Source organism: Blautia sp. TM10-2 (assembly GCF_003480845.1).
Classification (GTDB): Bacteria; Bacillota; Clostridia; order Lachnospirales; family Lachnospiraceae; genus Fusicatenibacter; species Fusicatenibacter saccharivorans.
Map to the genome: position 1 here is coordinate 139,273 of NZ_QUJZ01000010.1, position 12,841 is coordinate 152,113.

Annotated in this window: 8 protein-coding genes; all 8 read right to left on the bottom strand. The window is 48.4% G+C overall.

Annotation, left to right across the window (positions count from 1 at the left end; all coding sequences use genetic code 11):
* Window positions 1-313: 313 nt before the first annotated feature.
* The gene (locus DXD92_RS11725; RefSeq protein ID WP_117510370.1) at window positions 314-1,621 is read right to left on the bottom strand and encodes an alpha-L-fucosidase; all 1,308 of its coding nucleotides are present in this window, start codon (window positions 1,619-1,621) and stop codon (window positions 314-316) included.
* 45 nt (window positions 1,622-1,666) lie between these two features.
* Window positions 1,667-3,037, bottom strand: coding sequence for an MATE family efflux transporter (locus DXD92_RS11730; protein ID WP_117761458.1), 1,371 nt, complete (start codon window positions 3,035-3,037; stop codon window positions 1,667-1,669).
* Between the two features lie 200 nt (window positions 3,038-3,237).
* Window positions 3,238-5,457: a beta-glucosidase BglX gene (gene bglX, locus DXD92_RS11735; protein ID WP_118640574.1), complete on the bottom strand. Its 2,220-nt coding sequence runs from the start codon at window positions 5,455-5,457 to the stop codon at window positions 3,238-3,240.
* Window positions 5,458-5,704: 247 nt separating this feature from the next.
* Window positions 5,705-7,300: a response regulator transcription factor gene (locus tag DXD92_RS11740; RefSeq protein ID WP_118601111.1), complete on the bottom strand. Its 1,596-nt coding sequence runs from the start codon at window positions 7,298-7,300 to the stop codon at window positions 5,705-5,707.
* The gene (locus DXD92_RS11745) at window positions 7,278-9,020 is read right to left on the bottom strand and encodes a cache domain-containing sensor histidine kinase (RefSeq protein WP_118601124.1); all 1,743 of its coding nucleotides are present in this window, start codon (window positions 9,018-9,020) and stop codon (window positions 7,278-7,280) included. Before DXD92_RS11745 ends, DXD92_RS11740 begins: the two co-directional genes overlap by 23 nt.
* Before the next feature lie 191 nt (window positions 9,021-9,211).
* Window positions 9,212-10,114, bottom strand: coding sequence for a carbohydrate ABC transporter permease (locus DXD92_RS11750; protein WP_117804654.1), 903 nt, complete (start codon window positions 10,112-10,114; stop codon window positions 9,212-9,214).
* 12 nt (window positions 10,115-10,126) lie between these two features.
* A complete protein-coding gene (locus DXD92_RS11755) occupies window positions 10,127-11,065 on the bottom strand; it encodes an ABC transporter permease (protein ID WP_117804655.1) in 939 nt (312 codons plus the stop codon).
* A gap of 151 nt (window positions 11,066-11,216) precedes the next feature.
* The gene (locus tag DXD92_RS11760) at window positions 11,217-12,740 is read right to left on the bottom strand and encodes an ABC transporter substrate-binding protein (protein WP_117804656.1); all 1,524 of its coding nucleotides are present in this window, start codon (window positions 12,738-12,740) and stop codon (window positions 11,217-11,219) included.
* Between the last annotated feature and the right edge of the window lie 101 nt (window positions 12,741-12,841).

Consider the following 12,841-nt stretch of genomic DNA (forward strand, 5'->3'; position numbering starts at 1 on the left):
GACTGCCCTTTTCTCACTCCGAAAGCTCTTATCCTTCCCTGCGCAGGAAAAGGAGTCAGGCGGATATTCGCAATCCGCTTCGCTACTTGCTTGATTCGGTTAAATTTCGAAGCACGGGCTGTGATCTTGTGTTTTTTTCAGTATGCATTCTTCTGCCAGAACTGTCAATCAGCGGAACGAAAAATACAGAATTTTGTAAGAACTTGTAAGACTTTTAGAGCGTGTCTGAAAAAAAAGATACCGCAAAGTGAAGCCTGCAGATTGCGGAAATGCTTTTTCAGACACGCTCCAGGATCAAATCCGATTTTACCCTCTACTTTTTCAGAATCACATCAATGACTGTATCGACTCCATCCGGCAATACCGGGTCTTCGCCGAGATCGGCGAATGCCATGGTCGGATAATCGCTGTGTACCCAGCTTGTGGAAACCGGGATTTCCGCGCCGGTTGCGACGTAGCGGATCGCCTGAATTTCTTCTTTTTTCACGCCGGGCAGCGGCAGCGGCCCAACGGTATTTTCATAGACATGAAAATACAGATGGTTTCCGTGGCGCGTCACACGGCCAAAGTCCGGTTTCTCAATACCGGCTTTTCCGCAGCCGTAAATGCTCTCTCCGTTTTTCTTCATCCACTTTCCAATCTCAGCCAGCCGTTCGATCGACTCCTCCGGGATATTTCCCCTGGCGTCCGGGCCGACATTCAAAAGCAGGTTTCCACCCTTCGATACGCACTCGACCAGCTTTTTGATCAGCATCGGTGCCGGTTTGAAGAAGTGGTCGTTGGCACAATAGCCCCAGTGATTGTTCATCGTAACGCAGGATTCCCAGGCGATATCGTTTCCATTTACATCCTGGATGCCATTCGGCGGAATCATCTGCTCCGGGCTCACAAAGTCGCCGTGGTACGGGGTCGGATTTCCGGCCGCCAGAGAACCGTAGCCCTCTCCGCTCACCTCGAGACGGTTGTCGATGATGACATCCGGCTGGAGCTTCCGCACCATATTGATCAGCTCCGTCGCTTTCCATGCTTCGCCGCGCAGCGTATCGTAGGAAAAGTCAAACCACAGCACATCGAGCTTTCCGTAGTTTGTGCAGATCTCGCGTACCTGATTGTGCATGTAGGTCAGGTAGCGGTCGAAATCGCGGTCATCGTTTTTGTATGCCGGGTTGTTCCGCATCGGGTGGTTCCGGTCGCCGTAATGTGGGAAATCGTCGTGGAACCAGTCGAGCAGGGAGAAATACAAACCGACCTTCAGTCCTTCTGCGCGGACGGCATCAACGTACTCTGCAACGAGGTCGCGGCCGCATTTCGTGTTGGTGGATTTGAAATCGGTATACTGGCTGTCAAACAGGCAGAATCCATCGTGATGCTTGGCAGTCAGAACCACGTATTTCATACCGGCCTCTTTCGCCGCCTTGGCCCATTTCCGCGGCTCGAAATCAACAGGATTGAACTCCTCAAAATATTTCATGTAATCTTCTTTTGGAATCTGCTCGGTACTCCGCACCCATTCTCCGCGCGCCGGGATGGCGTAAAGCCCCCAGTGGATAAACATGCCGAAACGGGCGTCGCGGTACCACTCCATCCGCCTGTCATAGGCTTCTCTGTCAAATTTGTACATCGTTTTGCTTCCTCCTGTTTTAGTTTTATATTGGTAATGATTCGGTTAAATCTTGATTTTCACCCATTTTCCCTGTTTGAATCGGATCGTCGCAAAGATAAACCGTGACATCTGATCCGCCAGCACGCCGAACCAGATTCCGACGATGCCAAGCCCCAGCGTGTAACCGCCGAGATACGAAACGATCGTACGAATAAATGTAACGCTGATCATGGATGCAACTGCCGTATAAAGCGTATCTCCCGCACCGCGCAGGCATCCCATGTAAATAACCTGACAGATCTGGAAAATGACGACGAAAATAATGACATGGATGATGCTGACACCGATTTCAATGATATGCTGTTCTTCGAAAAACAGACTGTACAGCCATCTTCCGCCGAAGAGATAAATCGCAACGAGGCATACTGCGATGCCCGCGCCGATCAGACGGCACGTTCTGCCGTACTCTTTCGCAAGATCCGGCTTTTTTGCGCCGAGGCTCCGGCCGATCAGTGCAACCGCTGCGGACTGGAGGCCATCGCCGAACGCAAACGAAAGCGACATAATATTCATGCCGACCTGGTGTGCCGCCATCGCATCGGTTCCCTGCTTGGCCGCCATGATCGCCGTCATCATAAAGCCGATCCGCATGAAAACCTGCTCGAAAAACACACTGTACCCGACCCTGACCAGGCTGATGAACGCTGCAAGCGTCGGTTTAATTTTGTTCTTCAGAATATAGCCAAGGTTCAGGAATCCGTCTTGCTTTGTGATGGAAAGGATGCTCATCACACATCCGACAACCGTTCCTGTGACGGTTGCCAGTGCCGCACCCTGAATGCCGAGTGCCGGGAACCCGAAATGGCCGTTGATCAGAAGATAATTCAGAATAATATTAATCGTATTTGATGTTACATTTGTGCGCATCGTGATTTTTGTATTGCCCGCACCGCGCTGTGCCGAGTTGATCCCCATCTGGATACAGTTAAAAATCATACCGCCCATGATGATACGGAAATATGTTACTGCGCCGTTATGCGTCTCCGCCGTTGAGCCGCACAGATGGATGATCGGACTTGCAAACGCCACAAATCCAACACTGAATGCAGCTGCCGCAAGGATAATAAATACAAGCGCAGTTACCAGGGTCTCATTCGCCGCACTCTGTCTTTGTTCCCCTCGCCGCCGCGCAACAAGGGCGGAAATCGACACATTCAGTGCAAAGAAAAACGCCAGGCCAAGCAGCTTCGGCTGTGTCGTCAGGCCGACCGCGGCAACTGCGTAAGAGCCAAGCGAGCTTACCATCAGCGAATCCACAAGACCCGCAAATGCAATAAAAAACGACTCCACGATCGCCGGCCACGCCATGTTGACGGCGGTCTGGAATGTGTCTTTGTGGTATTTCCCCTGTAACTTGTTTCCTAAGTACCCCATTTCTTTTCCTCTCTTTCGTCCCAATACCAATTTCTATTTTACTTTGTTTTAACAGAAGGGTCAATACGGTACCGGCAGAAAAAAGCCAGCCGCAAAAGCAAAATTCTTTTCGCTTTTTGTGGCTGGCTTTTCTTTTATCTTTCCGTAGCGATTCAGACCCCCATCTTGATTCCGCTTACGCTACATCCCAGTATTGCTTCTTATTTTTTCAGCACAAATTCTGCCTTATTCTCTGTCGTGCTGTCGCTTCCGATGAAGACTTCGAAAGCACCGTTTTCACTTTCTACACGCTCATTTTCTGTCAGGAAGCGAAGCTCTTCTTCTGTGATTTTGAAGATGACTTCGGTTTCTTCTCCCGGCTGAAGGGTTACCTTGCAGAAATCTTTCAGCTCTTTCACCGGGCGTACCACGGATGCGGCTACGTCGTGGATGTAAAGCTGTACGGTCTCGGTTCCCTTTGTATCGCCGGTGTTTTTCACGGTTACGGAGGCTTTAATCTCATCTTCCATGCCAAGCTCTGCCTTGTCCAGTTTCACATCTGAAATTGCAAAGCTGGTGTAGCCAAGGCCATATCCGAACGGGAACAGTGGTGCGTTCGGGATGTCGAGGTATTTGGAACGGAAACGGTCTTTGTCCTTGCCCGGCACATGCGGTCTTCCGGTGGAATACTCGTTGTAGTGAACCGGCACCTGGCCTACAGAGTACGGGAAGCTCATGGTCAGCTTGCCGCTTGGAGCGTATGCACCGAAAACAACGTCTGCGATTGCATTGGCACCCTCGGTACCCGGCATCCATACTTCAAGAACGGCTTTTGCTTTCGATACGACATCGCGCAGGTCGAGCGGACGACCGTTGAAGAGAACAACGACAACGTTTTCATTGACTTCTGAAACGCGCTCAAGCAGTCTCTGCTGGATTTCCGGAATGCGGATGTTCGCGTTACTGGTTGCCTCGCCGGACTGCAGACGGTCCTCACCGATCGCAAGAACGACAACCTCGGCCTCCTTTGCTGCGTTTACAGCCTCAAGAAGCATTGCCTCCTCTTCCTCCGGTGTATGGGACTGCTCCATCGCCTCGCCGAAGCCCTCCAGGCGGATGTCGGAGCCAAGCATCGGAGAGCCTGCATGGAAGCTCATGTTTGTCGTATCTGCCTGCGCTTTTACGGCCTCTTCCAGATTTGTCACATCCTTTGCATCTCCGATGAAGGACCAGGAGCCCATCAGGTTTCTGCTGTGGACATACGGTCCGACCCAGGCAATTTTTTTCTCCTTGCCAAGCGGCAGGATTTTCTCTTCGTTTTTCAGCAGGACAAACGATTTTCTTGCGGCTTCTCTTGCCAGGGCGCGGTGCTCTTTGCAGAGAATGACTTCTTTTTCTTTCGTCTCGTCTGCGTCTTTATACGGATTTTCAAACAGTCCCAGTTTGTTTTTCAGTTCCAGAATACGCATGCAGGACTCGTCGATCAGATCCTCGGAAAGCTTACCCTCTCTTACAAGACGGCACAGGTTTTCGCAGTAAATGCCGGTCATCATATCGATATCGACGCCTGCCTCGGCGGAGCGGACAGCTGCCTCCTCACGGTCTGCGCAGTAGCCGTGGTAAATAATCTCCTCGATTGCCGCCCAGTCGGAAATCAGAACTCCGTCAAATCCCATCTCGTCACGCAGGATGCCGCGCATCAGTTTCTTGTTTCCGGTTGCCGGAACACCGTTTACCGTGTTGAAGGAAGTCATTACCATCGCTGCGCCTGCATCGATACCGGCTTTGTAGGATGGCAGATAGAAGTCACGGAAGGTATGCTCGGAAAGCTCTACCGTATTGTAGTCTCTTCCTGCTGTCGGAGCACCATAGCCTGCGAAATGCTTCACACAGGAAGCAATCTTGTACGGCTCCTTCAGATCGTCTCCCTGGAATCCGCGCACCATTCCGGCACAGAACAGACCGTTCAGATACGGATCCTCACCGGTAGACTCCATGACACGGCCCCATCTTGCATCGCGGACCAGGTCGGTCATCGGTGCGAAGGTTACGTGAAGGCCGGAAACAGCTGCCTCTTTTGCAGCAACTGCCGCACACTTTTCGGACAGCTCCGGTTCAAACGTTGCGCCCTGTCCCAGTGGAATCGGGAAAATGGTCTTGAAGCCGTTGATGACATCCAGCATGAACAGCATCGGGATGTGATGCGGGTGCTGCTCCACAAAATCCTTCTGGATTTTCTTTAACGTTTCTGCACCCATGCTGCCCAGGATGGAACCGGAAAGCGCTACATTTTCCGGCGTAAAGCCTTTATCCGCCATCGGTCCCATGGCTGTGATGTCCATATCTTTATTGAAGAAGGCACCCACCACCTGGCTCATCTGGTTCACTTTTTCTTCCAGCGTCATGTCGGCCAGAAGCTCTTTTAATTTCTGCTCGGTCATTTTTTCTCCTCCATACCTCGTTTTTGCTGTATCTGCTTCTTCAGAAACCCCTAAAATGTCAGAAAAATATCGTTTTTCCGTTTTTTCTGAATCTTATACTGAAATTTTACCACATCTGATCTGAAAAAAATATCCCCTGATCCGACCTTTTTCTTTCACTATTCTGACCTGTTTGCTGTTGTTCCGGTGCGTAAGAAAGTGATAAAATCCTCTGTTATTTCCCGGACATGTGAAGGGTGGCTTTCCGCTATTTTTCACTAAAGCTTCTTCGGTATTCCAGCGGTGCGTATCCCGTATTATCCTTAAACATCTTCGTAAAGTATGAGAAATTGCTGTACCCCACATACAGCGACACCGTATTAATCGGCAGCGTGCTCTGTGTCAGAAGCTTTTTTGCCTCCTCCACCCGCTTTTGGATGATATAATTACTGATCGAAATACCCTTTTCTTTTTTAAAAATCCGGGACAGATAATCCGTATTCAAAAAGACAAGCTCCCCAAGCTCCTCCCGGTGAATCTCCTCCCGGTAATGTGCATCGATATAAGCGCATACCTGACTCGTAACCGAATCTGATTTGTTGATGTACTGTCTGTACTGCACTGCTTTCCGAACCAGTACCCCCGCATATTCCATCATCTCTTCTCTTCCGTAAAGAGAATTTCGATGCAGATTTTCCATATCCGCATCTGCAAACAGTGCGTACGCCTTGATCTCCCGTTCCGAAAGCCATGCATACACCACCTGCGTCAGATCGGTACGGAGTGCTACCAGAAGCTCCCTGGTAATCATTCCTTCCCGCTCCGTCCGGTCAAGGTATTTCTGCAGCCGCTCCAGCAGCTCCTCCGGTTTTTCCTCCGAAAGCAGAGCTTTCCACACATCCAGCTCCTTATTTTCGTAGCTGGTCTGCGGAGCCTGAAATTCGTTCAGAAACAGCACCTCGTTCCGCACGGAAAGGCTTCCCTCCCGCATTTTCTGAAGATTCCGGCTCTGCTTTTGCATCCCCCGCACAGATTCCCACTGTCCGGCACCGCACCACAGCTCCGGATAGATTTTTTCATTCATCCACGCAACAAACTGCCGCAGAATTTCACAGTCCCGCTCACCGTCATGCGGGAATGCTTTTTCCTTTGACTGTGTAACAATCCAGTAGCTGCCCGGTTCCTGGTAAAAAACAGTATCTACCGCAATGTCCGTTTCCTCATACAGTTCCGACAGCACATTTTCGATCACAAATTCCATGGTCGCCGTATCCCACATTTCCCGCTTATTGCTCTTTATTTCCGGCATCAGACAAATCAGCCGGAAATAGTGTCCCGGTCCGTATGAAAGCTGGCGCTGTGCTGCCGTTTCGCAGAATTTTTCCTCGGAGAAGCCGCTTTTCAGCACATTTTTCCAGATATCCTGCTGCAGAATTTTTCTGTTCTGATTCCACTTGATGCTTTCCTGCCTGAGATCCTGTATTTTCTTTTCTTTCGCAACAGATTCCGCCGCACGCTGCACGGCCGCCTTCAGCTTTTCAAAATCAATGGGCTTCAGCAGATAATCGACACTGTTCAGCTGTATCGCTCTTCTGGCATAGTCAAACTCCGCATAGCTTGTCAGGAAGATGACCTGGACCTTCAGCTCCTCTTTCCTGACCCACTCCACAAAATCGAATCCCGTTCCGCCCGGCATCACGATATCGCTGATTACAATATCAATATCCACCATTCCCATGATGTTCTTCGCCTGCTGTACGGAAAACGCAGTGTACACCTCGCTCACCCCGGTCTCTGTAAGATCGAGATTTCTTTTGATACTTTCAATCACGTACTCTTCATCATCCACGAGCAATAGTTTCATGTTCTTCTCCCCCTGTCTTGTATGGAATATGGATATCTACAATCGCTCCGCCGAGCGGGCTGTTATCGAAATGAATCTCTCCTGTATCACCATAATAATAACGGAATCGTTTCAGGCAGTTTTCAATCCCGATATGCTTTCCATGCTCGGAAATATCTTCCCCTGCTTTCAGCCTTTGCAGCGTCTCCTCCGGGAAGCCGTTTCCGGTGTCCGAAATATAAATGTTGACATACTTTTCTTCGCCGCGGTCCTCCGGGTAAACCGTCACGGAAATCAGCGGAACCGTCTCCAGCGTCAGGGCATGTTTTGCCGCATTCTCTACAAACACCTGAATCAGAAACGGGAAGATTACCGCGTCTTTCACTTCTTCATGGACTTCAAAATAATAGGTGAATTTTTCCGGATAGCGCAGCAGCAGAATTTTGAGGTAATTTTCGCAGTGATTCGTCTCCGCCGTCACCGGCACCATCTCGCTTGTATTGCGGAAAATATAGGCGAGATAATCGGACGTAATACGGCTCATCGACTTTGCATGGTCGTACTGTCCGAAGTCAATCATGCTGTAAATAAAGTTCAGACAGTTCATGTAAAAATGCGGACGAATCTGGATTTTCAGGTAATCCATCTCGATTTTCTGTTTTTCCAGCTCCTGCTCATACAGCGTGATCTTCAGACGTCGGATCTGATGAATCATGTTTCGGAATTTATCGTCAATCTGCTCCAGCTCTACCAGATTTCCTTCCGACATCTGATAGGTGAGATCCCCATTGTCATATTTTTGAAGATTTTCCGTAAACATAGCGACCGGCTTTAAGATTTTTGTTTTCAGATGGAACAGCAGCACGGAACCGGCAATCACCATCAGAAAAGCAACGCCAAGAAGGGCAAACACACTTCCCGTCATCAGATTTAAGACTCCCGTCCAGGAGATTTTAATCCGGATTTCAAACGGCGCCTGCGAAAGTTCCTGCCGGAAGGTGTAATTGTCGGTATTAATTTTCGAATTGTCCGTTACAATTCCTTTTTCCGTCAGTGTTCCGATGCTTTTCCCGTTCTGGTCAACGAGACTGACATAGCCGCTCTTTCCAAGAGACAGTTCAGAGAACGGTTCCAGAATTGTCTTCAGATTGACGTAGCAGCCGAGTCCAACGCCCTGACTCTGCGCTACCTTGAGCATATAAACATCGTCTCCCTGGCACATCACGGTCCATTTTTTCTTAACTGCATACGTCTGCTGCGACAGGCTTTTGATCCTGCGCTTCAGCGCTTCCTGCAAATAGGGATCAACGGCGTAAAGCCCGTCGGATGAAATGCTCAGCTGATATAAGCTGTCATCCTTCTGCGTATAGAGAAAAACATTGTAATCCGTTCCAAAATCCCACGCTGCAGATACATAATTCCTTCGCAGCTGCGTAATGACATATTCCTCATACTGATCCTTCTCCATCAGATCCATATATTTCCAGAACGCAGAATCCGGGTTGGAGCTGTCCATTACAGTCGAGAACAGGTTTCGGCTGATTCGAAAAAAACGGTTATCCAGCTCATCCGTATACAGCTTTGAAATCTCTTCCAGCTGCTCATATACCTGCCGCTGCGTCCGGTTCAGAATAAGCACGCTCCCAGCCAGAAAAAGCAGCAGCATACTCAGCAGGCAGATCAAAAGATAACGCCCCTGCTGCGCCAGTGTTGTTTTTTTCGTCTGTTTTGAAATATGCATGAAGTTTCCTCCTTTTTTCTGTTCCGGTACGCTCGAAATTTTTCCGTGTTTGATTTTACGAACTGATCTTTTTTTCTGAATATAATACAGCAGAAAAACAGTACACCTCATGTTTCCATGAGTCTGTACTGTTTTTCTGATTTATGTCGGAAACACCGAAATGTTTCTCTTTTTTATTCCTGCATGGAAAATCATCCCTTTACCGCACCAAGTGTGATACCTTCTGCGAAGTATTTCTGAAGGAACGGATAGATGATAAACAGCGGCAGCATGGCGATAAATGCGATTGCCATACGGATCGAGGTTGTCGGCAGCTTTGCCACCTCCGCGCCGATATTTCCGGTTACTTTTCCACTTGCCAGGTACTGAATATCGGTGATCATCTGATTCAGCAGGTTCTGGATGCTGTAAAGCTTCTGGCCTTCATTTCCTGATAAATAGTATAAACCATTTGTCCAGTCATTCCAATAGCCAAGTGCGGAAAACAGTCCCATTGTTACCAGAATCGGTTTTCCAAGCGGCAGTGTGATGCTGGTGAAAATCTTCATGTGTCCGGCGCCATCGATTTTGGCTGCCTCGAACAGCGCGTCCGGGATACTGGTGTTAAAGTAGCTTCGGATCATCAGCACGTTGTTTGCGCTTAACAGGAAGCCTGGAACAATCAATGCCCAGATCGTGTTTTTGATGTGAAAATACTTTACATACATCAAGTAGGTCGGCACCAGTCCGCCGTTGAACAGCATCGTGAAGAATACGAAAAAGGTAATTGCTCTGCGGTACGGCAGCTTTTTAATCGAAAGCGGATATGCCAACAGAGCGGACATCGCAAGGTTTGCAGCGGTACCGACGATGGTTACAAAAATGGTAATTCCGTATGCTCTCAGGATTTTCTCGCCCTGGCGGATGATATAGGAGTAAGCATAGAAGCTGAATTTCTCCGGGAAGAACGAATATCCGTTGCGGATCAGTGTGTTTTCATCGGTCAGTGAGGAAATAAATACGAGTACAAACGGCAGTATAATGGATAACGTAATCAGAATGAGTACTACATTAATCCAGAACTGGAAACGTTTTGCTTTTTTTGAATTTGTCATACTTCCATCCTCCTAGAATAATGCCTGGTCTTTGTCTACTTTGCGGACAATCCAGTTGCTCAACATTACGACACAGAAGCCTACCAGAGACTGGTATACACCGGCTGCAGATGACATACTGATATTTCCTTGTTCAATCAGGGCACGGTATACGTAGGTATCGATAACGTTTGTGGTCGGGAACAGAACACCGGAGTTCATCGGCACCTGATAGAACAGACCGAAATCGGAATAGAAAATTCTTCCGATGCTGAGGAGCAGCAGGGTGATGATGGTCGGAACGAGGCTCGGCAGTGTGATTTTCGTAATCTCCTGCCATTTGCTTGCACCGTCCAGTCTTGCAGCCTCATAGAAGGAAGGATCGATACCGATCAGGGATGCGATGTAAATCAGGCATCCGTATCCTACGCCCTTCCAGCAGTTCGCGATAATCAGGATCGCCGGCCAGTATTTCGGTTTCTGGTACCACTGAATCGGGTCAATGTGGAACAACGGAAGGATGGAGTTGTTGACAAGACCATTTTCTGCACTCAGAAGCGCATATACGATGTAGCTTAAGATAACCATGGACATCAGGAACGGAAGAAGAATCGCACTCTGATATATCTTTTTGAGCTTTGTGTTTCTTATCTCCGTAATCAGAATCGCAATGGCAATTCCGACTACCATGTTTACAAGAATAAATGCAATGTTATACAACAGCGTATTTCTTGTAATAATCCATGCATCCTTGGAAGCAAACAGGAATTTGAAATTTTTAAGTCCTGCCCACGGGCTTGCCCAGATACCTTTTGCAAAGTTCAGTTTTTTAAACGCAATCACCATACCTGCCATTGGGATATAGTTGTTAATCAGCAGATACAGAAGTGCCGGAAGCATCATCAGATAAAGCGGCCAGTATTCCTTCAGCGCGTTTTTCTTTTTTCCTTTTTTAACCTCTGCTTTTTTCATAAAGCGTCTCTCCTTTTATGAGGGCTGTTTTTTTCAGGTTCTTTCACAGAGAAAGCTCCACATCTTTTCTGGTAAGAGTGGAGCCTTCGGTTACTGTATCACACCGGATTTTTTTCCGCCCCGGTCGTGCTCTTTTTACAAATTATGGTGCCTATTTCTCTGCAAGAAATGCATCCAGCTGCTCCTGCTTTGCAGCAATGACATCGTCGATTCCCGCATCGTCCAGCGCCTCAAGGAACTGTGGAAGCAGTTCTTCCGGATCTCCGGAGCCGCTGCTAAGTGCGCCGTTGTACTGGCTGATTACGTTGTTCAGGGCTGATACCTGATCCGCATATTCGCTGTTATCAAAGACAAATCCCAGTGCTTTCGACTCGATACCGGAAGCGTTGAACTCCTGCATTTTGTCCCAGAGCTGCGGGTCAGATCCATCCCATTTGTATGCGATGAACTGGTTCGGAAGCTCCCATCCACAGTTAAAGCTGTAGCCTGCATTGTCTGCTGTTACACCGTCCGGGTAGTTGATGATTCCGTTTTCTTCATCTTCTACTACATAGTCGGTTCCCTCTTCGCCCCAGTTCAGAAGGTTCATGACCTCCGGGCTGCCATAGATATAATCGAGAACCTGCATTGCTTTTTCCGGATTTTCGGAGTTCTGTGCTACAGAGAAGATAATTCCGCCGTAAGAGGATGAGTTGATGATCGGCTGATCATAGAACGGTACGATTTCAAACTCATATCCTGTGGAGCTCTGGAACTCAACCGGGGTACCTGGATGATAAGCAAAGAACAAGGAGAAGAGATTTCCTGCTTTGCATACGGTTCTCCAGTTTTCTGTGTTTGTTCCGGCATCCTTGCTGATGTAGCCTTTCTGATACCAGTCATGCAGCATAGTTGCAGTCTCCTTGTACCAGTCGCTTGCAAAGTAGTTTTCTACGGTTGTGCTGTTGGTCTGATCCATCAGAGCGCCCGTGTTGGCATCGCCAAGTCCATCAGCGCGGGACAGACGGCTCAGAGGCGTATCACTGTTGTTGCTGGAGAACAGCATTGTCATATCAGGCTCGCCTGCCTGTACGGTCTCAAATACTTTCTCCATATCCTTCGGCTCTTTGATTTCATCGGTATTGATATTATACTTTTCTACCAGGTCTTTTCTCATGAAGATGGCTGGAATGCTGCCTCGTTCGATCTGGTTCGGAACGCCATAGACAAACCCATCAATCTGATTTGTTTTTGCAATATCCTCGCCATAGATATCTTTCAGGTTTGTGCCGTATTTGTCAATCAGTTCAGACATATCCATGATCTGGCCGGAATGCATATACTGTACAGCTGTTGTTGCATTTGTGTACAGAAGATCGATTTTCTCATCGCCGGAAAGCATCAGCTGTAACTGCTGAGATGCGCTTGCCCACGGAAGAACAACGATATCGAGCTTTGCATTCAGCTCCGGCTCCAGAATCTCGTTGATTTTTTCTTCGATTCTCTCTTCATCCTGCTGCTGGCTGCCCTGCAGTACCATAGTTACAGTGTACGGCTCGCCTTTTTCCTCTGTCTTTGCTGTGCTTCCGGAAGCTGCGGAGGAACCGGAATCAGAACTGGATCCTGTGCTTCCGCATGCTGCCATGGAAAATGCCATGGTTGCCGCAAGAATGCCTGCTAACACTTTTTTCTTCATACTTTTTCTCCTTTTCACGTATCGTGTTGTGTGACCTTTGATGGTTGTATTATAGCAGGATTTTGACTTGCAACTCTATAACTGATTTGACTTTGAAGTAT

Coding starts and splice junctions, on each gene's coding strand:
- DXD92_RS11755 (WP_117804655.1), bottom strand. CDS start 11,065: ATGAAAAAAGCAGAGGTTAAAAAAGGAAAAAAGAAAAACGCGCTGAAG.
- DXD92_RS11745 (WP_118601124.1), bottom strand. CDS start 9,020: ATGCATATTTCAAAACAGACGAAAAAAACAACACTGGCGCAGCAGGGG.
- DXD92_RS11730 (WP_117761458.1), bottom strand. CDS start 3,037: ATGGGGTACTTAGGAAACAAGTTACAGGGGAAATACCACAAAGACACA.
- DXD92_RS11740 (WP_118601111.1), bottom strand. CDS start 7,300: ATGAAACTATTGCTCGTGGATGATGAAGAGTACGTGATTGAAAGTATC.
- DXD92_RS11760 (WP_117804656.1), bottom strand. CDS start 12,740: ATGAAGAAAAAAGTGTTAGCAGGCATTCTTGCGGCAACCATGGCATTT.
- DXD92_RS11725 (WP_117510370.1), bottom strand. CDS start 1,621: ATGTACAAATTTGACAGAGAAGCCTATGACAGGCGGATGGAGTGGTAC.
- DXD92_RS11750 (WP_117804654.1), bottom strand. CDS start 10,114: ATGACAAATTCAAAAAAAGCAAAACGTTTCCAGTTCTGGATTAATGTA.
- bglX (WP_118640574.1), bottom strand. CDS start 5,457: ATGACCGAGCAGAAATTAAAAGAGCTTCTGGCCGACATGACGCTGGAA.